The 24,567-nt window shown below is 53.3% G+C and carries 26 protein-coding genes and 3 pseudogenes; 9 read left to right on the forward strand and 20 right to left on the reverse strand.

What is annotated here, in order from left to right:
- The 14 genes and pseudogenes from GNF76_RS26020 to GNF76_RS30015 all read right to left on the reverse strand — a co-directional run.
- Positions 1–120: transposase (locus GNF76_RS26020; protein WP_155585935.1), on the reverse strand; the 120-nt coding region annotated here is incomplete at its 3' end.
- A 391-nt stretch (positions 121–511) separates the two neighbouring features.
- On the reverse strand, positions 512–808 hold the full coding sequence (locus tag GNF76_RS26025; protein ID WP_155585936.1) for a hypothetical protein: 297 nt from the start codon (positions 806–808) through the stop codon (positions 512–514).
- Positions 805–3,768 carry a conjugative transfer ATPase gene (locus GNF76_RS26030; RefSeq protein WP_155585937.1) on the reverse strand — a complete coding sequence of 988 codons (2,964 nt, stop codon included), beginning with the start codon at positions 3,766–3,768 and terminating at the stop codon, positions 805–807. Before GNF76_RS26030 ends, GNF76_RS26025 begins: the two co-directional genes overlap by 4 nt.
- Positions 3,768–4,220 carry a TIGR03751 family conjugal transfer lipoprotein gene (locus GNF76_RS26035; protein WP_155585938.1) on the reverse strand — a complete coding sequence of 151 codons (453 nt, stop codon included), beginning with the start codon at positions 4,218–4,220 and terminating at the stop codon, positions 3,768–3,770. The genes GNF76_RS26030 and GNF76_RS26035 overlap by 1 nt, the downstream gene beginning before the upstream one ends.
- Entirely contained in the window at positions 4,198–5,685 is a 1,488-nt protein-coding gene (locus GNF76_RS26040; RefSeq protein WP_155585939.1) for a TIGR03752 family integrating conjugative element protein, read from the reverse strand. Before GNF76_RS26040 ends, GNF76_RS26035 begins: the two co-directional genes overlap by 23 nt.
- On the reverse strand, positions 5,675–6,586 hold the full coding sequence (locus GNF76_RS26045; RefSeq protein ID WP_155585940.1) for a TIGR03749 family integrating conjugative element protein: 912 nt from the start codon (positions 6,584–6,586) through the stop codon (positions 5,675–5,677). Before GNF76_RS26045 ends, GNF76_RS26040 begins: the two co-directional genes overlap by 11 nt.
- Positions 6,586–7,239, reverse strand: a complete 654-nt coding sequence (locus tag GNF76_RS26050; protein ID WP_155585941.1) for a PFL_4703 family integrating conjugative element protein — start codon at positions 7,237–7,239, stop codon at positions 6,586–6,588. Before GNF76_RS26050 ends, GNF76_RS26045 begins: the two co-directional genes overlap by 1 nt.
- Positions 7,236–7,613: a TIGR03750 family conjugal transfer protein gene (locus GNF76_RS26055; RefSeq protein WP_155585942.1), complete on the reverse strand. Its 378-nt coding sequence runs from the start codon at positions 7,611–7,613 to the stop codon at positions 7,236–7,238. Before GNF76_RS26055 ends, GNF76_RS26050 begins: the two co-directional genes overlap by 4 nt.
- 12 nt (positions 7,614–7,625) lie before the next feature.
- Positions 7,626–7,964 (reverse strand): TIGR03745 family integrating conjugative element membrane protein, encoded by a 339-nt coding sequence (locus tag GNF76_RS26060; protein WP_155585943.1) that lies wholly within the window; start codon positions 7,962–7,964, stop codon positions 7,626–7,628.
- Positions 7,965–7,982: 18 nt separating this feature from the next.
- A complete protein-coding gene (locus tag GNF76_RS26065) occupies positions 7,983–8,222 on the reverse strand; it encodes a TIGR03758 family integrating conjugative element protein (protein WP_155585944.1) in 240 nt (79 codons plus the stop codon).
- The gene (locus GNF76_RS26070) at positions 8,219–8,533 is read right to left on the reverse strand and encodes an integrative conjugative element protein, RAQPRD family (RefSeq protein ID WP_343037851.1); all 315 of its coding nucleotides are present in this window, start codon (positions 8,531–8,533) and stop codon (positions 8,219–8,221) included. The genes GNF76_RS26065 and GNF76_RS26070 overlap by 4 nt, the downstream gene beginning before the upstream one ends.
- Before the next feature lie 152 nt (positions 8,534–8,685).
- On the reverse strand, positions 8,686–8,997 hold the full coding sequence (locus tag GNF76_RS26075) for a hypothetical protein (protein WP_155585945.1): 312 nt from the start codon (positions 8,995–8,997) through the stop codon (positions 8,686–8,688).
- 766 nt (positions 8,998–9,763) lie between these two features.
- Positions 9,764–9,940, reverse strand: a pseudogene (locus tag GNF76_RS26080) (Arm DNA-binding domain-containing protein); the annotation flags it as partial.
- The gene (locus tag GNF76_RS30015) at positions 9,865–10,221 is read right to left on the reverse strand and encodes a hypothetical protein (protein WP_379652569.1); all 357 of its coding nucleotides are present in this window, start codon (positions 10,219–10,221) and stop codon (positions 9,865–9,867) included. The pseudogene GNF76_RS26080 and the gene GNF76_RS30015, both read right to left, overlap by 76 nt.
- A gap of 591 nt (positions 10,222–10,812) precedes the next feature.
- On the opposite strand from GNF76_RS30015, the gene GNF76_RS26085 reads away from it, so the two are divergent.
- Positions 10,813–11,100: a hypothetical protein gene (locus GNF76_RS26085; protein WP_155585947.1), complete on the forward strand. Its 288-nt coding sequence runs from the start codon at positions 10,813–10,815 to the stop codon at positions 11,098–11,100.
- A gap of 87 nt (positions 11,101–11,187) precedes the next feature.
- Here the strand turns inward: GNF76_RS26085 and GNF76_RS26090 are convergent, their stop codons facing one another.
- Complete coding sequence (locus tag GNF76_RS26090; protein WP_155585948.1) at positions 11,188–11,436, reverse strand: ASCH domain-containing protein; 249 nt, start codon at positions 11,434–11,436, stop codon at positions 11,188–11,190.
- Positions 11,437–11,906: 470 nt separating this feature from the next.
- On the opposite strand from GNF76_RS26090, the gene GNF76_RS26095 reads away from it, so the two are divergent.
- The gene (locus GNF76_RS26095; protein WP_178123592.1) at positions 11,907–12,146 is read left to right on the forward strand and encodes an RNA-directed DNA polymerase (Reverse transcriptase); all 240 of its coding nucleotides are present in this window, start codon (positions 11,907–11,909) and stop codon (positions 12,144–12,146) included.
- Positions 12,147–12,255: 109 nt separating this feature from the next.
- Here GNF76_RS26095 and GNF76_RS26100 read toward each other — a convergent pair whose 3' ends face one another.
- Positions 12,256–13,197: a TIGR03756 family integrating conjugative element protein gene (locus GNF76_RS26100; RefSeq protein WP_155585950.1), complete on the reverse strand. Its 942-nt coding sequence runs from the start codon at positions 13,195–13,197 to the stop codon at positions 12,256–12,258.
- Positions 13,194–13,625: a TIGR03757 family integrating conjugative element protein gene (locus tag GNF76_RS26105; RefSeq protein WP_155585951.1), complete on the reverse strand. Its 432-nt coding sequence runs from the start codon at positions 13,623–13,625 to the stop codon at positions 13,194–13,196. The genes GNF76_RS26100 and GNF76_RS26105 overlap by 4 nt, the downstream gene beginning before the upstream one ends.
- A gap of 706 nt (positions 13,626–14,331) precedes the next feature.
- Here GNF76_RS26105 and GNF76_RS26110 point away from each other — a divergent pair.
- The 7 genes and pseudogenes from GNF76_RS26110 (at position 14,332) to GNF76_RS26145 (ending at position 21,205) form a co-directional block, all read left to right on the forward strand.
- Positions 14,332–16,503, forward strand: a complete 2,172-nt coding sequence (locus GNF76_RS26110) for an S-type pyocin domain-containing protein (RefSeq protein WP_155585952.1) — start codon at positions 14,332–14,334, stop codon at positions 16,501–16,503.
- A gap of 5 nt (positions 16,504–16,508) precedes the next feature.
- Positions 16,509–16,775 (forward strand): colicin immunity domain-containing protein, encoded by a 267-nt coding sequence (locus GNF76_RS30020; RefSeq protein ID WP_425502864.1) that lies wholly within the window; start codon positions 16,509–16,511, stop codon positions 16,773–16,775.
- Between the two features lie 433 nt (positions 16,776–17,208).
- On the forward strand, positions 17,209–17,769 hold the full coding sequence (locus GNF76_RS26120; protein ID WP_246212010.1) for a colicin E5-related ribonuclease: 561 nt from the start codon (positions 17,209–17,211) through the stop codon (positions 17,767–17,769).
- On the forward strand, positions 17,756–18,085 hold the full coding sequence (locus tag GNF76_RS26125) for a hypothetical protein (protein WP_155585955.1): 330 nt from the start codon (positions 17,756–17,758) through the stop codon (positions 18,083–18,085). Before GNF76_RS26120 ends, GNF76_RS26125 begins: the two co-directional genes overlap by 14 nt.
- A 372-nt stretch (positions 18,086–18,457) precedes the next feature.
- Entirely contained in the window at positions 18,458–18,739 is a 282-nt protein-coding gene (locus tag GNF76_RS26135; RefSeq protein WP_155585956.1) for an immunity protein, read from the forward strand.
- Positions 18,740–18,881: 142 nt separating this feature from the next.
- Positions 18,882–19,664, forward strand: a complete 783-nt coding sequence (locus GNF76_RS26140; RefSeq protein ID WP_155585957.1) for an ATP-grasp domain-containing protein — start codon at positions 18,882–18,884, stop codon at positions 19,662–19,664.
- A gap of 164 nt (positions 19,665–19,828) precedes the next feature.
- A pseudogene (locus GNF76_RS26145) lies at positions 19,829–21,205 on the forward strand (IS30 family transposase).
- Position 21,206: 1 nt separating this feature from the next.
- On the opposite strand, the pseudogene GNF76_RS26150 reads toward GNF76_RS26145, so the two are convergent.
- From GNF76_RS26150 to GNF76_RS26160, 3 genes and pseudogenes are all read right to left on the reverse strand, one after another.
- Positions 21,207–22,090 (reverse strand): annotated as a pseudogene (locus tag GNF76_RS26150) (IS3 family transposase); the annotation flags it as partial.
- A gap of 136 nt (positions 22,091–22,226) precedes the next feature.
- Positions 22,227–22,601 carry a hypothetical protein gene (locus tag GNF76_RS26155; RefSeq protein WP_155585958.1) on the reverse strand — a complete coding sequence of 125 codons (375 nt, stop codon included), beginning with the start codon at positions 22,599–22,601 and terminating at the stop codon, positions 22,227–22,229.
- A gap of 382 nt (positions 22,602–22,983) precedes the next feature.
- Positions 22,984–24,567 (reverse strand): ABC transporter ATP-binding protein, encoded by a 1,584-nt coding sequence (locus GNF76_RS26160; protein ID WP_155585959.1) that lies wholly within the window; start codon positions 24,565–24,567, stop codon positions 22,984–22,986.

The raw sequence follows: 24,567 nt of genomic DNA on the forward strand, positions 1-24,567 counted from the left end.
ATAGAGGCTGTGCACAGACACACCCAATCGTGCAGCCACCTCCGAGACAGGAAGCTGCTTTTCGGTCACTTGCTTGACCGCCTGGATTTTGAATTCTTCGGGATAACGCTGGTTGCTCATGGCACCTCCTAATGGGCCTCATTTTAAGGCTTGGAGGTGTCTACGAAACTAGGGGCGATTCAGCTATCTACCAGGTGACCATAATTTGCAAATAGGGTTTTTTCGGAGGCAGAGATTGCCGCTGGTTCACTTCTGTACGTTCCAAGGCCTGATAGCTTCTCGATTTGGAAGGACCAATCGTCGCTGGATATAAAATCCGGGTGATGGTAGTCGCCCGATTGTTTGGCGAAATCGACTGTTAGTCCTATGTCGATGAAGGGGAATAGAGGGTGTTTTTTTATTGAAGATGAATGCATTTTTTTGTTCCTATTGAAAAATTGCTCAACCCTTGAATTTTCCCTCAACGACTGAGAGTAAATCTGGAGTTGCCCATCGTTAACGAGCCGACCTGTCACGCCCGGGCCTCAGCTGACTTCGATGAGAGAAGCGCTTGTTTGCGCAGCGCTTCAAGAAGCGCGGTTTCAGCGCTCTCGGGCTGCGGGTGCTGCCGAAGCCAATTGGCTAACACCGCTTGTAGCTGGGACTCGATGTCACGGCGATCCACCGCACGCACCAAGACCTGTTGCAGTTGCTCGATCAATACGGGGGCACAAACCTCCAGGGTTTGTAGGGCGTCCTCACCCGGCTGTTCAAGCAACTGGGTCAGGCTTTCAATCAGGTTCTGGGTCAGGGAATTCAATGCTCTCATGCTTGGCGCTCCAAGGCCGTAACGTGCTCGGGAAAAGTGATGATGTGTGGTTCGATACCGCGATAGCGGTCTAGCGTTGCAGCGACTTCAATAGCGGCATCGAGCTCGTTGCAGCCGTTGGCTTGCATGATGTCGAAGCGTTGTTTTTTCTCCTCCGGCTCTGTCATGGCCAGGGCCAGGTACAAACTGGGCGGTACCGCCCGGAACAATATCTCCATGCTTTTGGACAGCACCACCCCTTCGGTGAATTTGCCGCTTTCTTTGCGTGCAGACAGCATCATCGACTTCTGCGCCGGGGTCAGTTCACGAAAGCGGGCGATCTTTTCTACCTCGTCCGGCGGCATGTTCAAGCACATCCACCATTCGATCATGTTGAGGAGGGCCGAGGCCTCTGGCGGCACGTCGTCAACGTTCTGCGTGGCCATCCAGAACCAGGCCCCAAGCTTTCGCCACATTTTGGTGATCTTGACGGAGTAGGGGGACAGCAATGGCACTTTCAACTGAATGTGGCCTTCGTCGGTGAAGAAGATCAGAGGACGGCCTTTAAACTGGTCTCGCTCTGCAATGTTGTTGACGGTGTTGAGCAGCGAGATATATGAAATAGCCATCTGGGCGCTGTAGCCTTCTCGCGCATAGGTGGCCAGGTCAACAATGGTAATGTCCGCTTCGGGCCACGGCGTACCAGGGCGGTTGAACATGTCACCTTCGGTGCCCATGCAGAACATCAACATGGACTCCGCCATCTCAAAAAAGCGCGCGCTGCGAACTTCCGGAATCCCTGGCTCCAAACCCTTTTTATGTAGCGCGTCACGAATATCTTCTGGAAGCACGATACGTTGTTCAGCGGTACATTTTTTTGCGGCGGTGAGGATGCATTCGCGGATGGCACTGCGGTCGGCACGAGTGAGGCGGTCAGCTTCTTTATCTTCACCACCCGTGATCATCAACCTGGCCGTAATTTCCAGTTCACCGAGGATGTCACGTTGTTCATCCTCGGTTTGGCTGGTCAGGTGTTCGTCCGAAGCCTCAAGGTCATCGGCTTTAAGGATCTTCACGTTTTGGCTGGGGTCGATGAGTTTTACCGCATCAGCGAAGGGCGCCAGGCTGACACCCGATCCCGGCGCTAACCGAACACGATTTACGGATAACCCCAGTTTTTTTGCGAACTCGCCCAGTAGGCCAAAACTGTTGCCGGCCTCTACGATGAAAAGACGCGGTCGGTAAATGGCAATGATCTGGCTAAGAATGTTCGTCGCGCTGGCGGATTTGCCTGACCCTGTGGGACCAAAGATGAACAGGTGTGCGTTCATCTGGCGATCCAGCTTGTTCAGTGGATCGAAGGTTATCGGCGCACCCCCTCGGTTAAACAGGGTGATACCGGGGTGTCCTGTTCCGGTCGACCGCCCCCACACGGGGGCCAGGTTCGCAATATGTTGAGCGAACATCAGCTGGGCATACCACTCCAGGGCCTTGCGCTCGTTGGGATCAAAGTTGCCGGGCAACCATCTGAGGTACGAGTTTAAGGGGGCAACCTCATCCCGAGGTTCCACCGGTTCCATGCCGGCGCCTAGAAGCGCACTGCTCAGTTGTAGACTGCGCTCCTGTAACTGCGCGTCGTCTTTCCCGCGCAAGTAAAACGCTACGCTACCTCGATACAACTTGTGCTTACGGCCGAGCAACTGTCGGGCCGTGGTGACGTCTTCACGGGTCAGAATCGATGCTTGTGTGTCGCCTACCGCTTTACGCGATAACTGTTCCAGATGCCCTTCAAGAATGTCCTGCGGCGTAATCACCAGGGTGATGCAGAGAATGGTGTCCTCTGGCATTTTGTCGAACAGTGCGTTGAGTGCATCACCGCCTTTGCGGGTTTCACCCGTCAGATGTCCAGTCTGGGGAGCGTCTCGTAGACGGTCGAGCATCACTACCCGATGGGGTAGGCCGTCGAAGTACCACAAGCCTTTTTCCGCATCTGAAAACGGTTCACGGTAAAACAGGTTTTGCGAAAAATCAGTGCCGCTGGCGAGCGGCAGCTCATTTTCTTCTGAGGGCTGCACCTGTTTGCAGACCAGCTCATAGAAGCGGCGAATGTCCGCATCTGCAGGTCCTAAGTGGTCTGGACGTGGGTTGAACCAATGAATCAACCAATGGCGAATAGCATGGCCATCCATACGGTGGGTTTTAATGCCGGCGTTTGCCAGTCCGCCTACCAAACGATCGCAGATGATTTTCAGATAAGGGCCAGGCGCTTGGCCGCGCACGTCCGTTTGTGCGCCCTGGGTGCGTCGGTACACAACAATGCGAACGCGCCGTTGCTGGCCCCTCCAAGGCAACTGGCTGACCTTGGTGTCTTCAAACAGTCCGCCTGGTTTAGAAATAGCTTCCAGGTGCTGCTTCATTAGCTGCAAATAAAGCTCGGTGAAGGCGCTGCCTTGTGCACGGGGCTGAATGTAATCGTGTAATTGCTGCAGGTAGTTGTCCCAATTGGTTTCGTCCTGGGCGTACATCTGCACGACCCACGGGGAGGTTTCCAGCTCGTCAAAGGAGTCCTGTAGCGCGTTTTCCAGGGCATCCCGGGCTTTGCGCAACCATTCAGGATCTCGACCTTCAGTACCAATCGGTGTCAACTCGAAGAACGCAGCGCGCGACACGCCGTCTTCCAATAGCATTGCGCTCTCCCCGGGTAGGTAATCCACCCAAGGCAGAAGATCCACGAAGGAGGGGTTGACGTGGTACATGCGGGCAACGTCAGCCGTCGTTGCCGGCTTTTGTTTTGGATTACGCCAATCGCTCGGAGAAGGAATACCCATGGCGGCCAGGCGTTCGTAATACCGTTCAGTAGCGGCCTCGAATGTCTCGGTTGCCGACGTCTGCACGTCGACGGGCTCGGTAGCACCTGATAGCAGGTCAGGCTCTACACGATCTGATGCCCGTCGCGTTTTGAATCGTTCAAAAAAGCCCATCAATAGGCCTCCGTGCGTTCACCAGGCATGGCGTACTGCACGCGCTGATACAGTGGGAATACGGTGGTGTATCCCGGAATCGGTGCGGGGTCTGAACCCGATAGGTGAGGAAACACATACATCACCAGGTCCGGATTGGGCAGACGCTTAAATTGGCTGTAGATCTCGTTTTGAGCGGTGCGCGTGAACCGGGCGTTGTCGTCCAGGGCTCCCGCCTGATGGGGTTGCAGAGGTCGACGAAGGTCTTGGCGGGCATCGAGCAACTGGCGGCTGCTCGTGCTATTGCTTGAGCCACCGGCGCCTTGATCCCAAACGTCCATCATCGTGGTATCGCCATGGGGGAGCAGTTCGTCCTTGCTGGTGGAGCAGCCTGAGGCGAGCATGATGAGAGATGCAATGGCCAGGTATGCAGCCAATTTGAAGCGGGGGTCAGTCAAGTTCAGTCGAGGCATGCCGGGCTCCTGAGCGATAATTGACCTTTCGGCCATTGAGTTCGTAATCGATGGTCAGCTGCTGGTCCAGGTGCACAGCGACCTTGGCGCCTGGCTGCACGTACACTGCAGCGAAGGCTTGTCCATAGAGTTTGTTTATCCAACTGGAAACGTCATTGACGCCCTGGCCGATGATCTTGCCCATGGCTTCGCTGCCAGACATCCCCACCGTGCCGACAGTGCCCGTCTGGGTATTCATGAAGGAGCTGCTTTTGCCATCCGATTTGATGAGCGAGGCAGCTCCGGCGCCGGCGGCGGTAATCAATACCTGAGAGCCGATGTATTGCGAGGCGTTGCTTTTACGATCACCACTGATGCAGGGAATGCCATAGGCATCGCTGATCCAGCCCAGGCCCCCCTGAATGGTGGTTTGGTTGCCGTTGTTCTGGTTATTAGCATTCTGGTTGCCGTTTGTTTCTTCTTGCGGCTGTGGCAGTGTGCGCACGGTGCCGTCATTAAAAACAAAGGTCAGACTTTTTATCTGCCCGCGTACGCATGACAGGGTCCAGTCGCCGGAAGCAGTTCCGCTGGCCACGGCGCCGGCGACGTCGGGCAAATCGATACCGTTGGCGGTGAGGTTGTCTGGGCCGATTAGCACCTTGAACGGGTAAGGGTCGTTGACAGTACCGTCAATGGGTACCCGGCCGATCAACGCGGACATGGCCACCGATCCCATCAACGTTGAGTTCTGCGGCAGTGTGTAAACCTTGCGCACCTGTTTACGGGCCTCCTGCGGCGCAAAATCATTCGCCACGTTTTGGGCTCCGGTGCGTAGTGCATTTTGACCCCGGTCTACGGACTCGCCAAAGGAGGTCGGAAAGTTGAAGCCACTGGCTGTTTGATTTGAACCCGCAGCGATGGGTTTTCCGTTGATATCGACCGGAGTCGCGTCTTGCGGCTCAATCCAAACAACGTCCAGTCCAGGCGCCCCTTGAAAGCCTTGGCCATCACCTGGTTGAACGCCGAAGCCGATCGGCAAGTCCGCTCCAGATGAACTGACGTTTCCGCTTTTGTTGCTCAGGGTGTTGTATTGCTGCTGCAGCGTGTCCAGGATGGTTTGGCTTTGCTGTTGTGATTCTTGTTTCAAGGTTTGCTGCACGTTTTGCAGCTTGCTGTCGACGTTGTCGTTGATCGACTGTAAGCGTCTTTGCAGCTCAATGTTCTGTTGTTTCAACTCATCGTTGTTTTTCAGCGCATTGGAGACTTGGTCCTTGAGCTGTCGGCTTTCCACGACAATGGTGCGCAACGTGTCGCCGGGCGTATCACCATCAACGCCCATTTTTTTAGCTTCACCCGCACTGAGCACGACCGTTTCTGGGTGCGCCTGTTGTTCGGTATTGCGGCTAGTGAATAATTTGATTACCACGAATATCGCCAGGATCGCGAACGGAATGACCAGGAACTTAATCAGCGGATTATTCTTCATGGCGGCCTCCCTTCGGATCGATCTGGCTGGCGGCGGCCGGCAACAACGATTCGGCTAAACCATGGCCACGGGTCACCAGGTAGACGGTTGTGGTATCGCTGGCATCGCCCTTGGCTCCCAGGTAGGGATGCTGGAACGTCGCGGTGACAAAGTCGCCCATCAAGTCCCGAGGGTCCAGGGGGAGGTGTTGAACGCTGGTGTTACGCAGCTTCACCGCCGTGACCCAGTACTCATCTAACCGCCACGAACCTAACGCAGAGGCTGCGACCGGCAATGTTGGTAGTAGAGTCGTGAGGTCCAGACCTCGCTTGAGATTGACTTGCGCAACTCCATCCACGGGTTCAAGGGTGCGTAAGGGGGCATACAGCATTTGAGCGGCGTAGCGTGTCAGCACCACCGGCAGTGGGGTTTCACGTCGGGGCGCTGGTGGCTCTTTTTCCTCTTCTGCATACTGTTCGCTAGAAACACCTATGGGTGTTGCAGGCCGAGTATTCGTACGCTTGGAATGAGCGTTGGCTTGTCCATATCGAGATGATGGGCTTTCCTCGGCAATAATTTTCACGGGCTCGGGCGCGGTCTGATTCGGCTTCCCTGCAGTTGCGATGATATCCACGAGCATAATCTCGCCGGTGCTCATGTTTTGCAGCTGCAAGCGGGTCGGTTCGATCTGCTCCTTTGCCAGCAGGTAGAGAGCGCCGCCGGTGCTCTGGACGCGCAGTTTGTCGACCAGGTTGCGAGGCAGGCCTACTCGAACATTTTGATCGACAAAGACAATACGCTCCTGACCCACGATCAACGGCAGTGCCAGCGGAATTCGGTCCCAGCGCAGGATTTCAACTGCGTTGACCAACCCGCAGAAGTAGAGGATCAGTAGGCCAATAATCAGCCGGAGGCGTATCATCACTTGCCTCCTGACCTGGTAGGTTCTGCAGAGACTTCGATGCGCTGTGGATTACTGCTGTAGCAGTCCCAGGCCAGGCCGAAAGGGTTCTTTTCGGGATCAATATCGGCTCGAATGATGTGCAAGGGATAACGAGCCAGTGCTCTTTTTACCCGCTCACCGCCATAGTGTTCATCGGCGGAGATATCCAAATTAACGGTCCAGTCGTTGATGCTGTGCTGCTCAATACGTTGCCCTGATTTATCGTTAATGCCTCTGCCTGGAATCTCAAAGACACCTCGCTCGCGTTTTCGTAGTTCTCCGCTGTTGCGACGTAGTTCGAAATCTCTCTGCAAAAAGGTTTTGCAATTGGGGGTCAGGTAGCCACTCAGGCGGACAATGTTGTCCTCGTAGTCGGTTTCACCGTCAGAGGGCCACCGGTTCATCTGTTGGAAGATGTACAGTCCAAAGGCATATACCGACTCTGGCGGGACATCCCACCATTGGCGGGTGCTGCCTGATCGAAGGTCTGGTGGCACATGGATCGTCAAGTTGCGCGGAGCGCTCTGCCAGCCATAGGCCATGTACAGGCCTAGGGCAATCAGCAGTCCAATAACCAAGCGCAGGCTGTTGATATGGGCCAGTTGCGCATCCACTTTCTTGCGGTAGGTCATGCGCCCTCCCGATGGCAGGTCCACGCACCCGTGCGTGTGATCAACTGGGCTTTGTTCCAGGTCGGGAAAATACGTGCGACGTTCAGTTGCATCTGGCGATATAGCCAGGTGTCAGGTCGACCGCGTTTCCAACGCCGCAAGAAACGGCTGGCAAGCGTCAAACCGAGGACCGCACAGAACATGGCAGTGGCGATGATCAACGCCCAAATCTGGGTCAGGATCGCTGCCAGAGCGCCCACAACCAGCCCTGCGCCGGCACTGACCGCCAAGGTGGCCCACATCTCATCGGCGGTGAGGCCGCCCATGATCACTGGCTGATTGTTCAGTCGCACTGGTAGGAAAACCAAGGTTCCGTCGTCTGAGAGTTCTGTCATGGCCTAGGCTCGTTAAAGAATGTTGGTAGCCTTGGTGACTAGAAAAATGGCGATACCCAAAATAGCGACGCCCACAGCGGCCGTTGCACCAAGGTCCATCCATTTCTTTTTGCCGTGCTGGATCTCGTGGTAGGTGCCAAAGGCATGCCAAGCAACCCCGCTGAAAATGACAGCGCAGATGATGAGGCCGAGCAGAAAAAAACCGTCAAAGGCATAGTTCTGCATGGTTTGCATCAGGTTGGAGCCTTCGCCGCGTGTGGGGGGCTGAGACTGGGGCAGTGCAGCCATGGCCAACTGGGGAAGCGCAAGGAGGCCGATCAGCAAGCGGCACGGGTGTGAGAGCAATGGCATGGTGAATCTCCGATAGAGTCAACTGAGAACAAACGTCGTGAGGATCATGCAAAGCAGCAGGATGCGAACAACCGACGTCGAGGCCACCGTGCGATCAAGGTTTCCGGTAGCCCACCCTCGGTAGCAGCTCCAGACAGCCCAAGCGCCCCACAAAAAGATGATGGCCACAGCGAGCCCAACGAAAAACAGGTGGCTGGACGAGGCGGGGAATCCTCCCGCTGCTTGAAAGGCTGAGGCCTGAGCGCCGCTCATGCTCATGGCTTGCGTCCTTCTGTCGTGTATTGGCCCGAAAGCTCGACAGGATCACGCGGCTGGGCTCGGCTTGGGGTCAGGTAGCCCTCCAGACCGTGGCGAATGCGAGCGATATCGGCCGCCAAACGCTGGTAATCGAAGAAGTAGCGCTTGCCCGGTTCATCAGCCACTTGCGCGCTACGACGCGCCGTGTCCTCCAAAGCATTCAACTGGCGGATCATCACGACCAGGTTGGTCTGTTCGGAGGCCGAAGCTGCGGCGGCATGGGAGATAGGCACGCAGCATCCAGAGAGTGCGATGAGGCTTGGCAAGGCAATTCGGCAAATGAATGCAGTGAGGCGCGAGTACTGGATCACGGCTGGGCTCTGGTCATTCCTGAGGCCATCAGCTTGCCGTTTTCAACCAGACGTGCGCCGCAAGAAAACCATATTTAAGGCTGTAAGGATTTCTTCAGGCGATACCGAACCTATCAATCATTGGAGATAGGGCGTTTGAAGAACAGCAGATACCCGATGGGCAAGGCGAATCCGTAAGCCCAGCCTTGGGCGTTTTGATTGCCGACCTTGACTTCTCCTTTGACCACGGGCTGGACGCTGACCAGCTCCCAGCCTTCGCTGCCTAATTGAGCAAGGCGGTTTTGACGTTCAGAATCTTCCAGAAAACCCTGGGTGTCGGGTTCAGTGGTGGGCTCTTCGGACTTGAACATGAAGAGCTTTTTGGTTCTGACAACGTACTGAAAGGAAGAGAACTCAGTGTGGTATTCAAATAGTTGGCGGCTCATAACGGCATCCTCAACTTGCGAAGCTGCCGGATTTCGCAAAACACCAGGCCCTGCCATCAGGAAATAGGCGTTAACCTCAGCCATATTGTTGAGAGACAGGGTTGTTTGGTTAGACGAAGACCCACCCGACCTCTCGACACTGGGTGATCTGTCGCACGTCAAGAACGGGTGGGTGAAATATTATTAGTTAAAAAAATTAGCGCTGTCGCTGACTATTTTGTCAGCAATCTGTAAAGATTTTGTAGTGGGCGTGAGGCTTCTGCTTACGACATTGGCGATGAGTGCTACCGAGGTATTCAAGCCGGAATCTCAGAAAGGCTCGGTAACTTTATGAAGTTGCACGCATTTGCGTTGGACCTACCAGATATTTTGAATTGATTTCTCAATGCGTGAGAGTTTTGCTTTCAGTAGTTTTAAGATCACAGCTGGGTAGTTGCAGGAGCTTGCCCGCGTTGAATTCGGTGTAACCAGTCATTTGCACCTTATTTGGCATGCAAGGTTCGTGGAGCTGACATTCCGAACAATTTCCATTAGTAGAAGTCACATCTAGCGCGGAATTGTCGCACGAGGTAGCTTACCAAGTCGACCTGGTTAGTCATCATCTGAATGAGGCTTATTAAAAACGGTTGTCTTGTGCCGTTTTTTGCTTTTGAAATTTTTTGAAATTAAGAAATTTCCTGCTTGGAAATAGGAGTGTGCCTAATTTATTGGTTGGCGTTCGCAATATATTTTGAATCGCCCCTAGTTTCGTAGACACCTCCAAGCCTTAAAATAAGGATGGAGTTTTCCGGTCCAAGGTATAACTGGACTGTGGGAACAGCTCGGCGTACAGATCGTCTGTCATTGCGCCGAGCCGAATCAGTTCCTTTACACGAGCACGGAGACCACCGGCGGCTGTGAGCCCCTTGGGGGTCGGCTGATAGGGCGTCGGTTCACTTCGACGCTGACCGTTGAGAGTAAAACGGACTCTGAGGGAGTTACCTCTGATTTCGACGCCAGCCGGGAGGCCCATTGATTTTCTGCCCATGTGTTGTATCGCTCCAAGCTGTACATGATGCGTCCGCTCTCTTTAAGCCAGACGCCTCGGGGAATGATGCCGCTCAGGCGCTTATGTTCCAGCGCCTTTGCGGTGGTGCCGATCAGTTCGGCGAGTCGCTTCTCTGAAACCTTGTCGACGACCAATGCCGTCGGGTCATCGATGACCGTTTGCTTTCTGGTAGTCATGGGAATACCTCGCCACGCCGTTGCCGGGTGGATTTATTGGTTTGGGTGTCCTTGCCGCGCTGGGCGGCAGAAGTTGATTGCCGTTCACCGGCAAGCTTATGATCGGATGAGAATTGTTCTTACAGTCGAGGTGGGGTGATGGAGAAGGTTTTTCGAAGTCCTATGTTCGTCACTGGGGTTCCATTAGCGATCTGCGGATTAGGCATTGGCTTAAACGACCTATTGAGGTTTTCCGACATCAGTGACATAGCATCAGATCTTTTGATTTCAGGGCTCGCTCTCGTATTGATCGGCTGGCTGCAAGCAAGTAAATAGGACCGCCGCTCGCCGGCAGGCACATATGGTTTAATGAGATGAATTCTTAAATGTGGCGCGACTTGGATAAGGCGTTTAGAAAACCGCTGTTTTTGACTGGGCTCCCAATGGCAGTCCTTGGACTTTCTATCGGCGCTCCGGGTTTTTGGATCCCTGGCATAGCTCTTATGGTTTGTGGGTGGGCGAAGGGCAAGAAGCAGTCATGACCCTCACAGGCAGGCATGTAGTTGGTTTTGTTTGCGTTTTAGGTCAATAGTTGATGGAAGGAGTCAGCCTGTGAGCTTGAACGAACTGCTAAAAAGTGCCGTCCGTAGTGCTTCTGCGATACTTCATCGCGTAGGAGCTTTTGTACGCGTAGAAATGAAGTGGTTTTTTGCATGTGCTTTAGGCAGCTATCTTGGTCCTATCGTCTTTTATCTTCTGTTGGCTGATCCGGGGACCGCGACCTTTGGTGATTTTCTCAGCGTGATCCAGTCATCTTCGCGACTGATAAGCTCCCTAATTGCCGGGACTCTCTTTGTAGCGTTGAGAGGTCGTCTGTTACCAAGCACAAGCCAAGCCTGAGTGGGTACGCGCTTCATGCTGATGGCCTCTGCCCCTTATGGATATTCCAGGCCATGAATAGGAGGGCGGGAAATAGGCCGTTGACGATCATGGCTTCACCCGCTTGAACTCGATGACCCAAACCCATGGATTGGCGTCCCATGAATCTTCGCCGTTGATGTCACACCACAACACCTCGAAAAGGGTCTTTGACCCGTAGATCATCCCTTCAACTTCCATGTTCTCGACCTTCGGATCATTGCGTACACCTTCCGCTCGGGCTTGCTCTGCGGTGATGTCTTGCAGCCGCTCGACGCGCACGTCGGTGATCTGTAAGCGTCCGGGAGCCCGCCGCATGCGGGCTTTTTCTTGGTGCGCCCAGCATGGGCGCAATCTTGTGGGTGAAAGTCCCGCCGTGAGCTGACCACAGTGAATGAAGTGAAACGCAACTGCATGAGGGCGACCGAGTGTGGGGAGGAAGCGTGGAGCGAAACCGCGAGCCGATGAACAAGAACCGGATATAAGGCGATGTCGACCAGGGTGAGCGGGCCAATAACCGCGAAACTCTTGTGGTCAAAGGACGGCAGCGTAGATTCGGCGGTTGTGCGGGGAAGGATTGCGTTCTTACCTGGGGAGATCTCGCCTCGCGCCTGAAAGGGCGACGGCGCCAGCCGGAGCGAGAAGTCAGCAGAGGCCATAGTAGTCTTCTTTTTTTTTTTGACGAAGGGCCGAACGAGAGAAAGCGTTATAGGCCATGTTGATGCGAGAAACCGGAAGTCAGATGCCTGCCAAACGCGGGGCGGATGGAGATAGCGAGCGGTGAAACCGTGAGAAGTCCCATCAGCGACGAGGTCAATCGCCCGCAAGATGAATCCGACAACGCAGGGCAAGGGCTGCTGGAACGGGCCTTTGCGAGAGAAAACCTGAAGCGGGCGTGGAAACGGGTCAAGGCCAACAAGGGGGCAGCGGGCGTCGATGGTCTGGACATTGAACAGACCGCCGAACACTTGCTGACCCAGTGGGCGGCGATTCGTGAACAGCTTCTTTCAGGTGTCTACGGTCCATGATGACCGTCCCCTATGCCGATCGTGTTTAAAGTGGTTTGTGTTCGGTCGGCAGCAGGTGAGTCCGATCGCTAAAGTAGTGAGTTTCATCGTGCTCTCCGATCACTGAAATTCATTGGAAGTCCGTACTGCCGAGGAAGGTTTGCCCGCGGCGTTGGCAGCATGAGTACGGGCGCCAAAGTGCCCACGCGTAGGCGCCATCTTGTGCATCGATTTTGGGTCCGATACTGGGGAAGGTCGCGCAGGTTGGATTGAGGACCGGGGTGAGCTCTTGCCACTTCCCGGTGGACGCATCACCTTCGCGCAACGCGCCTGCCGGCCAGTAACCGGGCTGGGGGAGGGCAAGCATTGGCAGGTAGACATGGACCTGGCCAAGTCGAGTGGTCACGTCGCCGGCGCGCTGCGCAATCACGGCACCGGTCTTGTAATCGTCGGTCTGGTTCAGAAAACCACTGCGTGGATAGACATTCCCCCAACTAGTCGCGGAGAGCAGGCTACCGACTTCGCGCATCCCCGGAATGAGTGCCTCTGGGTATACGGACTCGGGTGCGCCGTATCGCCAGGCAATGGGATCAAGGGTGCTGAGGAAATAAGGCACAAGCGGTAAGGTTGCGCCTTTACAGACGAAGCCTGAAGCGCTGGCGAACTGACTCAACGCCGCTCCACCAGGATGGCCAATGACATCGGCTTCCTTGAACTTGATGATGTTGTTTTCGGCGACATGGTTCGTGGTGCCGTCGTTACCTGCCTGGGCCACCGGATTCGGTGTGCCCAGAGGCGACATCTCTATCCACGGGTTTGAGCCCGTATTCGCGTATGCCGAAACCACTGCGTCCGGCACGTAGTGGCGAACCTTGGTCGAGGTTTTGACTTTGCAGCCGAAGGGTGTGCAGAGCAGCCAATAGCAAATGCCCACCACCTTGTACTCCAGGCAGGTTGGCGAAAGGGTCGAGGCAATAATCGCTGCCGAGGTAATCGCAGCTGATGCACTGAACGACAGGCTGAAAGCGATGGCCAGCGCCAGTGGGCGGATCGCAAAACGCGAGCGTCTCATCGTGACCGACTCCGTGCTCGCTCGATCAGCGCGACGGCTTTAGCTACGTCCGGCTCACCGTAAACGACGTAGCGCCGGTCAACGACCACGGCCGGGAGTTTTTCCACACCCAGACTCCAGGCGTCCGTGACACCTTGCTGGGCTTGAGCCAGGTCGCTTTGCAGGCGCTTGCCAGCGGGACTGGCCAAGTAGCGTTGAATAGTTGCTTCTGCCTGACGTGGGTCTGCTGGAAGCTGAGCCGTCAGCTGTTCTTCAAGATGTTGTTGGTCATCCAGGAGAATGATACGGGCGCCAGAGAGGGCGGATACGGGGTGCGCTTGATTGGTGATCACCCAGGTTTCGGCTTGGACAGCAGTGGATGCGGCTAGCAGGCTCGTAAGCAAAAGCCTGTGTAAAAACTGACTGACGTTGGGGGGGATGTCGGTCATGGCACCGTACCTGAAGTGAGTTCAGGTACAGGAAACCTTACGATGGCTATGGGTGCAGCAGGAAATAGGATTTAGGGGGCGGTGGTAATTTTTATATTCCACCTGCGTAGAGAACGGCAACTGTTGACTCTCCTAATCAATGCAGTGCTACAGAAAGGTGCGTGAGATTCCGATGTGTCGTACGTAACAAATGATGGCCTGTCTAGCGATCACCCAAGCGTCCATTGCTAGGTAGGAAAGCTTAATCATGTTCCTAGTTTCATGTAGGAGATATGCATAAAAGCATATGCCTATATTCTTGGGTTACGCATTTTGCCCAGGCTTGAACTTTCTCCCAGTCTTAGATGTTATGGACTGCCTAGATATTAACTATATGATTTAATATGAATTTTTTATTGGTGCCGTTTTTAAATCGACTAATTTTCGCGATAGTCTGTGAAGGTACAGCAAAACAGCATCTACCTCGACGATTGAATTATGTTGTCTTAGTACCGTTCGTCTGGATAAATGCATTTGTGCATATTTATGCTTGCGCTAATTAACTGGCTATTCATACAGTTTGTTGCGAGCTGTATTTCTCTGAGTCGCTAACGGGCGATGAAGGTTGATACCGCACGAACACCTTGGGACCAGGTACGGACCGAAGGCCTACAAAAACTCACACCATTTAGCAGTTAGGTGGAGAACTTTAATCAAGGAAAGCAATATGTCAGAAGATAATGGGTTCCCGGAAAAAAATATCATCTTTCGCTATAACCCGCATATGAGCCCGTCTAGCACCTCGCCGAGCTTGCCAGGCTCGGGAGGACATGGAACGCACGTCGGCCCTGGAGTGGGGGGGTATGGCGTAAGCATTGCTCACCCTTCTTTGCCATCAGGCGGCGATTTGGCTTACCGCAAGGGATACGCTGCGGTCCATGCTTATCAACGCTCTGTTAGGCAAAAAGTTGAAGCTGATTACAATGCGGGTGTCAATGCATTGCCACAGCAGGTGGGTGCAGTAATAGCTCAGATGAAGGCTGAATTACTACCCGAAGCAACTACGACCGATGGTCTGCGGCGCGTAAAGTCTTCAATCGAGACACTACTTAATCAAACAGCACAGGAGCATAAAGCGCAGCTTGCGATTTCGTTAGCTTACGATGGACTCGACCCTACACCCTATCCAGTTAGGAACAAAAAGGGTCACAGTACAAGTGAACCAGAAAGCTATTCAAAGATGATACATGAGTGGGCAAAGTCTTTTGAGGGGGCCTACCGTGCCAAGTTGTTGGAAGCTCAACAAAGCCTTCTTGCTGAGCAGCTAACTAGCATCAGCACAGAATTGGCAATTGCTGAAAATTCTTCGCGGGAAGCTGCGGAAAAAGCAATCGCTGAAACAGTAGTACGAGAAGCCGCGGAAAAAGCTGCTGCCGAATTGGCTGCACGGGAAGCTGCGGAAAAAGCAGCCGCTGAGAAGGCAGAACAGGAAGCTGTAAAAAAAGCGGCTGCCGATAAGATTGCACGGGAAATTGCAGAAAAAGCGGCTATCAAACAAGCGGCTACAAGCAGAGTTCCAGCCAATGGAGGTCCACAATGGGCTGACGCCGAGCGCGCCTTCAGGGAGGGCGCCGCAAAGGCTGGTGGTGGAACACCCATGAAAGCGGTTGGGCAGCCGTCTGTGGATCAAGCCGCTGCCTGGGGCCCCTGGAATCAATGGGCGGCTCAGGTGCAAGCCTACAACCAAGCGAATACTTGGGCATGGAGCCGGTTGGCTGAAGCTCAATATCTACAACAAATGCAACAGCAGGCTGCGCGACAAGCAATGTATGGTCGAGCAGGTACGCTTGCATGGCCCGCGAACGTCAACGGTTTTTCGGTTGTTGGTCGAGGCATGATCGTTGTCGGCGAGACTGCCATCGAGGTAAGCCAAGCCTTTGCCGAGGCGCTTGCTGCATTGGCGCGGATTGCCCTGAATGGTCCTGGTGCAGTTGTAGCCGCTCTTGTTTATTCCAGCTCCACGGCCAGCGAAGCACAGGACCGCACGCCGGAGAGGTTCCGTCATTTTGGTCCAGAGGCCCCCGTGCCAGATAATCTCCAATACGGTTTTAGCCTTAAAGCCGAGACCTTGGGATTGCCTCCAAACAAGGACCTGCAAGCCATTGCTTTGGCTCAAGGCACCGTCGACATGCCATTGCGATTGCTCAACGAACGTAAAGGTGACCAGTCCATTATTTCGGTGGTGAGTACCAAAGTTCCAGGCGTATCCAAGGCGGTTCCTGTAAGGGCTGCCACCTTTAACGTCGTAACCGGGCTGTATGAAGTAGTACTGCCAAGCACTACCGCTAGCCAGCCACCGATTACCCTGACGTGGACCCCGGCCAGTCCGCCAGGTGTAGTGAACCCTTCGAGCACAACACCGGCCATCACCCAAGGCATCCCGATTTATCCTGGCGCGACCGTCAGGCCATTGTCTATCAAGCCTCTGATCAATCCTGGCGTGCTACCACTGGCTAACGACACGATCATCCATTTCCCGATACATTCAGGGATTGCGCCGGTCTATGTGATGTTCAGCGAGCCTTTGGACTCAGGAATATTTACCCGCAGACAGCTCCAAAAAAAGTTTGACAGTCATAAGAAAGACTTTGGTTTTGAAGGGCAAAATGCTAACAATAGGACTCTAGCAGAGTTTAGAGATAAAATACGTACTCACCTTAACGATCCTGCGACTGTCGAGAAGGGTACTTTTCACCCTAGGCCTAACTCAAAAGTGTATTTTAATCCAAAAAGCAACTTGGTTGTGATTGTTGGGGGTGATGGGATGTTTATCTCCGGATGGAAGATTTGCCCAGGAACTGATCAGTACGATTTTTATATGGATAACGAGGTGCTATAATGAGTATGGTTATAATTGATCTTGCTAAACAATTGACTGATTCCTCGATTAGTGGGAAAGATTTTACCGCTAGATTTTTCAAGTTGTGGAGGTCCGAACGTGACTCTGGAATTCTAGGGCGGGATGACAAGTCACTTGGAAGATGTTTAAGTTTGATGTTCGGCCTTGTCGACAGTTTTACAGATGGCCCCAAAGATCACCCTGCAGAACTGACAGAGAATGAGCTGAAGCAAGAGATAAGCAAACTCCTCAGTTCATATGGTTATATTTAATTGGGTGAGGGATTAGTTGGCTTTTATTGTTTATGTAGTTATGTAGTTGTAAGGTCGCAATGTAGAAAACCCGGCTCGGCCGGTTTTTCTTTGAGTGCGATTTAATATTACTCCGGTCTATTCGGCCATCTCTTGTTGGTATACATGAAATGAAGCGATGAAAACAAAATGTGGGGAAATTACTGATGCGTTCAATTTTATACAGTAATATTTTAGCGCCCGATAGGGGCCCCAAACATGGATTTACAAGCCATTGTTTTTTAGCTTAAGGCACCATCGATATGCCATTACGTTTGCTCAGCGAACATAAAGGTGACCAGTCCATCACTCTCTAGTGAGTAACAAAGTTGCAGGCATATCCAAGGCGGTCCAGTAAGGGCTGCCACCTTCAGACGTCGTGGCTGAGCTGTAGAGGTGGTACCTTCAAGCACAACTGTTAGCCAGCTACCGATTACCTGAAGCGAACCCCGGCCAGCCCCCGGGTGTAGTGAACCCTTCGAGCACAACACCGGCCATCACCCATGGCATCCCGATTTATCCCGGTGCGACCGTCAGGCCATTGTCTATCAAGCCTCTGATCAATCCTGGCGTGCTACCACTGGCTAACGACACGATCATCCATTTCCCGATACATTCAGGGATCGCACCGGTTTATGTGATGCGCAGCGAAGGTGCGTTCAATCACAAATATGAGGATCTCATAATCGATGATAAAATTAAAAAACAGTTTTCTTCGCGCAGGTGGTCAGAAGAAATTATAAAAGAAGTTGTTCGCAATGGCCCAACAGGCACTTCGATCGATAAGCGAAGCGCAAGCAGAACTTTAGATGGGGTGCCTCGGAATGATGCTGCAACAGTCTATGGTGTGCCCCCGAACGGCTATATTGTTGTTAATGACCGCACTAAAGAAATTGTACAAATTCAAATAGGACAAATCCTAGCTGGGCAGTGGACGGTCGTATTATTTGGAGTCAGAAGTAATGGGTGTTATTGACATGTCTAAGGTTTATGACAAAGCTGATGATTTTTTTAGCCTGAATGGTAATGGATTTATGAAGCTTTCCGCCCAAGCCACTTTGAAAGTTATTGCTATGGCAGAAAGTAGAGGGTTGGCGATATCCAAAGTGGAAGGTTTCATTTTACATAGAAATACTGGGGAGTGTGAGGCGCGTCTCGATGCGATATTTGATGGGCAAATCAATCCATTGCCGAATATGGAGAGAATAAAAAATAACGAAAGGGCTAAATTTAGTACTGAGGAAGACATCGCTTCTGGGCATGAGATCTTCATAGTGACAATCGTCTCTTGAAATATTTTAAAAAGCCAGTTTTTCGCTGGTTTTTTATTTTTAACTTAACTCATTGTTTCTCTGTGTTGCACTGACAGAAAAAGTCCCGGCACGAAGTAATGAGCCATTTCAATAAGCAGCACAAAACCAAAATAACCACATAGGCGCCGATAACCTGTGAATCGCCTCCCCCTCCTCCTCCACACACACATACGCATTTTCCGGTTTCATTAGATCACCATACAAAGATGGTGAGCTTCCTCTTAATAGAGCTGAGGTTTGGAATAATACTCATACAGCAACCCTGGAAGATTACAAAATCAATGAAAAAACACAGCCTTTGTATACGCCTGAGGCTGAAGATGCTTACAATAAAGCAGAAGGAAGTGAATAATGTTAGATCTTGAAAGTGTCTATAAAAACGAAAGTGTGGAAGATGTACTTTTATATTTTGCTCTACGCACTACATATCCAAACATCGATAGGATGTATGTAAGTTACAAATTTGAAGTTGTTGGGTGTGGTGCTCTATTGCAAATATATCAGAGATTATTGCATGAGGGTAATTTGGTGGAGAACAAAAATCCTCTTCCAGAAAAAGGCCCCTATTGGAAGGAGTCGGCTTTCATTACGGAGAAAAGATATATTATCGAAGGAGTGCTGAGGTTTCAGTAAAAAGAGCCCAGCTGAAACTGGCTCTTTTTGTTGGTTTGAGGTGGACTTTCTGAGGTTTTTGAATGTTCTCGGATTGAAGGGTATAATGATGTGGTTAGTATAGTATTTTTTGAGTATCCACTTCCTTCCGGCAGAGCACGATATGCATATCCTCTATCCTAGCGACCCGTTTGATAAAAGCCGTCCCGATGAGCAGTACGCTGACGAGTACCATGCCGTAGTGTCTGTGGGGCTGCAAGTTGCTCTTTTCTCGTTTGAGGATTTCGAAGCAGGTTTTTTCAAGGCTTCCTGTCCCTTCGCTCCCGGAGACTCCGTTTTATATCGGGGTTGGATGCTCACGCCCGACGCTTACGCTTTTTTGGTTGCTCGCATCCGCGAAAAAGGCGCAATTGAAGTCACCAGCATCAGGCAATATCAACACTCCCATTACTTACCGGAGTGGTATCCGTTATTGGTGGACTTTACGAGCGAAACCGTAGTGCTAGCTAGTGATGCAAATTTCAATCGGGCGCTGGACGGTTTAAATTGGCCGGGCTACTTCATTAAAGACTACGTAAAATCGCTAAACACAGGGAGTGGCAGTCTGGTAGAAACTACTGAGGACATAGCACCGCTTGTTGAGATTATGCGCCAATATCGTGGTCAAATTGAAGGAGGAATCTGCGTCAGACGCAAAGAGGATTATCTCGATGAAACCGAGTGCCGATTCTTTGTGTTCCGAGGACGTGCCTATGGAGTCACCCTTGAGGTACCCGACTTGGTGACCATGTGCGCACAGCTGATTGACAGTCCTTTTTTTTCGATCGACGTGGCATTTAGATCAGACGGCGTACTGCGAGTAGTCGAATTGGGTGATGGTCAGGTTTCAGACCGTAAGGAATGGTCGGCCGAGCGATTTGCCAGGATGTTGAGTTGCTCGGAATAGCGTTGTTCACAGCAGCGCCCAATTTTGGAAACTGGACGGATTTGATACGCGGGTATGGCTTTTTGTTGGCGGTGATCCGATCTGATAGGAATACGAAGAAGGCGGATTCAATCGGTCGTCGCAACACCTTGATCGAGGTGTTTATGGGACGACCCGCAGGATGGATGCAAAAATTGACGGGCCGGGGAGCGATGCGTTCTCCAGGTGCACCCTCACTTCGTAATGAGATCGAGCGGCTATTTTGGGTGCAGATTGCAACAGGCATCACAAGCGAAAAAGCAGCACATGCCGTTGGCGTATCAATAGCGGTAGGTACACGCTGGTTCCGTCATCGAGGCGGGATGCCATTATTCATGTCCAATCACATATCAGGACGATACTTATCGTTTGCAGAGCGAGAAGAGATTGGGCTGCTTCGAGCACAAAGTGTTGGCGTTCGTGAGATCGCCCGTCGCCTTGGACGAAGCCCATCGACAATCTCACGGGAGCTGACATGAAATGCTGCTACCCGTTGCGGTCGGCTTGAATATCGAGCGTCAGTAGCGCAATGGAAGGCAGAAATGGTGGCCAAGAGGCCGAAACCAGCGAAACTGCTCACTAACCCGCGACTGCACCAGTACGTACGCGACCGCCTTGAGGGCAAGGTTCAAGACGCCGATGGTCGTGAGATTTCTGGGCCTCGGCAAGCGCCCTTCAAAGGCCGAAATAAACCGCATCGCAGTGACCGTAAATGGGTCAATGGCTGGTCGCCTGAACAGATTGAAAACCGGCGCCAGATCGATTTTCCGGATGATGAATCCATGCGCATCTCTCATGAAGCCATATATCAGGCGCTCTACATTCAGGGTCGAGGAGCTCTCAAGCGCGAACTGGTGAGCTGCCTGCGCTCAGGACGAGCATTGCAAGTGCCGAGAGCCAGAGCGCAGGCCAAAGTGTGGGCACACGTCAGCGAGGACGTCATGATCTCCAGTCGCCCTGCTGAGGTAGAAGATCGGACTGTACCCGGGCATTGGGAGGGCGACCTGATCATCGGTCTGAACCGGTCTGCAATTGGAACTCTGGTCGAGCGCTCAACTCGATTTACCATGCTCCTCCATCTGCCTCGCGAGAAAGGTTATGGACTAATTCCCCGCACGAAGAACGGCCCTGCGCTGGCTGGCTATGGGGCTGTTAGTATGGCCAACGCATTGAAGAAGTCGGTGACTGATCTTCCCATCGAGCTGTGGCGATCTTTGACCTGGGATCGTGGAAAGGAGCTGTCGGATCACGCTCGATTTACCATCGAGTCCGGAGTAAAGGTTTTCTTTGCTGATCCACATAGTCCATGGCAGCGCGGCACAAACGAAAATACGAACGGCCTTCTACGGCAATACTTCCCGAAAGGCACTGACCTCTCTCGTTGGAGTGCCCAAGAAATACAGGCGGTAGCTCACGTACTTAACACTAGACCTCGAAAAACACTCGGCTGGAAAACACCTGCCGAAGCACTGAATGAGTATCTAAAGTCTGTACAACAATCCAGTGTTGCGACGACCGGTTGAATCCGCCTTGCGAGCCCTGATCCGAGTGAAACAAAAGCCCTTGAGGCCTGCCACGCTGCTCGTAAGCCATGTCCAACGCCTTGATGACCAGATCCGCATCCGGCTTGTTCGACAGCGCCCAGCCCACCACTCGGCGCGCGTAAAGATCCATAACCACAGCCAGGTAATGCCATTTCCCTTGAGCCCAGATGTAGGTGATGTCGCCACACCAAACCTGATTCGGCGCCGGCACATCAAACTCTCGATTCAATATGTTCGGAATGTCAGGCCGCTCAACCGTCGCTTGTTTGTAGGCATGTGATCCAGGTTGTTTACTGACCAGCTCCAGTTCCCGCATCAGGCCTCGCACCTTGAACCGTCCAATTTGCTCGCCGTCTTCCTGCATCATCGACACGATGCTGCGGCTACCGGCGGCGCTTCGACTTTGCGTAAACAGTTCGTTAACCCGGCTGCGCAACCGAAGCCGCTCAACGTCTGGTGTTCGGCGCCTGAAACGGTGGGCGTAGTAACACGAGCGAGTGACGTCAAAGACCGTGCACAGCCAATCAACCGGCTCATGGGCACTCAACTGGTCAATCAGCGCGAACGCTCGTGATCTTCCGACATCAAGAGCGCGGTAGCCTTTTTTAATATGGATTTCTCGCGCTCAAGCCGAGCGATCCGGGCCTCCAGTTCCTGGATTTTCTGCTGCTCTGGGGTCAGCGCCTTGCTCTGCGGAGTGACGCCTTGGCGCTCTTTCTGAACCTGGTCAACCCAGCGGCGCAACGCTGACTCGCCAATACCGAGTGAACGGCTGGCTTCGATGTAGCTGTAGTTTTGCTTGAGCACGAGGTCGGCATCCTCGCGTTTGAATTCAGCGGAAAAAGAACGACGTTGTTTGGTCATCAGACACCTCTATCTGGCGAGCATTCTCGCCTAAATGGGTGCCCGGTTTCATTAGACCACTACAGAATGACAGGAAAGGAACGATGACAATAACGATGCCCACCCAGGCTATTGAGCTGTTTCAGAGAGTTGTCGTTCATGTATAGGAATTCGCATGTCCACCATGAAACCAGTTCCGCCCTACATCGGCCAGGTGCCGCTGGTAGGGAGCTATTAGGCCGCCGAGTGCACCGTATGCGGGTGGGTCGGTAGCTCTCAAGAACTCACCGACGATTGTCAGTGCACGCGGGATGTTGGCGACCGTTATTGTCTGGGCGATGCCGACGAGATCGGTACCGAGCGTCTGCTGGCAATTATCCAGGCCATGGCTGAACTGAAGCGGGATGCTACTCGCTTCCGATTCATCGTTGACTGCCCGATCCGCGAAGCGGTTGCGATAAGCCGGAAAGCGAATGATCCGTCGTTCGACCTGGCTGCGGAGTGCGATCGTTTGATTTTGGGCGTTGATCATCGCCACTGCCAGGCTCTGTGCAGTCCTAGGTCTGACGCTTGCCAGCCATCTCTTGCGGCGTTGGAAACGCGATCAACCTGACACCTTTGGATATATCGCCAGATGCAACTGAGCGTCGCACGTATTTTCCCGACCTGGAATAAAGCCCAGTTGATCACACGCACGGGTGCGTGGACCTGCCATCGGGAGGGCGCATGACCTACCGCAAGAAAGTGGATGCGCAACTGGCCCATATCAACAGCCTGCGTCTAGGTCGCGCTAAGAACATTCCGAACGTATTCGATATACAATCTGCCCTCCACAGTCATTCGTAGATCACGCTTGTTGTAAATGACTGTATGCAAAAAATACCGCTGGTTCGACGAGTGCTCGTCATTGAACATCAAACGGGCATTGCAGACATGGCTTGCAGCAACTCCCGTGTATACGGATGCTGGGGGTCATTGAATATCGATTGTGTTGGCCCTTGTTCTACCACCGTCCCATCCTTGATCACGATCATGTCGTGGGCCAGTGCATGTACCACCGCCAAGTCGTGGCTAATAAACAGATAGGTCAGCCCATGGCGTGTCTGCAATTGTCGCAGTAAATTCACCACTTGTTTCTGCACCGTGCGGTCGAGGGCCGAGGTGGGTTCGTCAAGCAATATCAGGTCCGGTTCCATGATCAATGCGCGGGCGATGGAGATGCGCTGACGCTGGCCTCCAGAGAATTCGTGGGGGTAGCGGTGGCGGCTTTCCGGGTCGAGGCCGACCTCCTGCAGTACGCGTATCACGGCGTCTTCGCGCTCTAGCACTGTGCCGATGCCGTGGGCCAGCAGGCCCTCGGCGATGATCTGTTGCACCGACATGCGCGGGCTCAAGCTGCCGAAGGGGTCCTGGAAAACCACCTGCATTTGCCGACGTAGCGGGCGCAGCAGGTCTTGGCTGAGCAGGCCCAGTTGTTTGTTGCCGAAGCGAATATCACCTTCGGAATCCACTAGCCGCAAAATCGCCTGGCCCAAGGTCGACTTGCCCGAGCCGGACTCGCCGACAATGCCTAGGGTCTTGCCTTTTTTCAGTTCGAAGCTGACCCCATCCACTGCCTTAATATAATTTCGCTCGCGGCTGAACAGAGGTTTGGGCAAGGGGAACCATACCTTCAGATTGTCGACTTCCAGCAGGTTGTGCCGGTAGTCGCAGGGCACCGGGCTGCCGTCGGGTTCGGCTTCGATCAACATGCGGCTATAGGGATGTTGCGGGGTGCTGAACAGGACTTCGCAACGGGCGTGCTCGACGATTTCGCCACCGCGCATCACGCACACTTGCTGGGCGATTCTGCGTACAAGGTTGAGGTCGTGGCTGATCAGCAGTAAGGACATTCCCAGGCGTTGTTGCAGCTCGATCAACAGCTCGAGGATTTTTTGCTGCACCGTCACGTCCAGGGCCGTGGTCGGTTCGTCTGCGATCAGCAGATCTGGCTCGTTGGCCAGGGCCATGGCGATCATTACCCTTTGCCGCTGGCCACCGGATAGTTGATGGGGGTATGCGTTCAGGCGTTTGTGCGGTTCACGAATGCCCACCAGCTCCAGCAGTTCCAGGGTGCGCTCGCGGGCGGAATTTTTTTTCAGGCCTTTATGGGTGGTCAGTACTTCGCTGATTTGCTTTTGCACGGTGTGCAGCGGGTTGAGAGAAGTCATCGGCTCTTGAAAGATCATCGCGATTCGGTTGCCGCGCAGGCTGCGCAAATGGCTTTCACTGGCGTTGACCAGGTCGACGCCGTCATAGCGGATGCTGCCTTGGGTCTGCACGTCCTTGCCGGGCAGCAGGCGTAGGATCGAGTGCGCGGTCACCGACTTGCCCGAGCCCGATTCGCCGACCAGAGCCAGGCACTCGCCACGGCGAATATCCAGGTTGACCCCGTGCACTACTTCCTTGCCGGCAAAGCTCACGCGCAGGTCGTGTATTTCTATCAGTGTGTTGGTCAT

Source organism: Pseudomonas spelaei (assembly GCF_009724245.1).
Lineage (GTDB): Bacteria > Pseudomonadota > Gammaproteobacteria > Pseudomonadales > Pseudomonadaceae > Aquipseudomonas > Aquipseudomonas spelaei.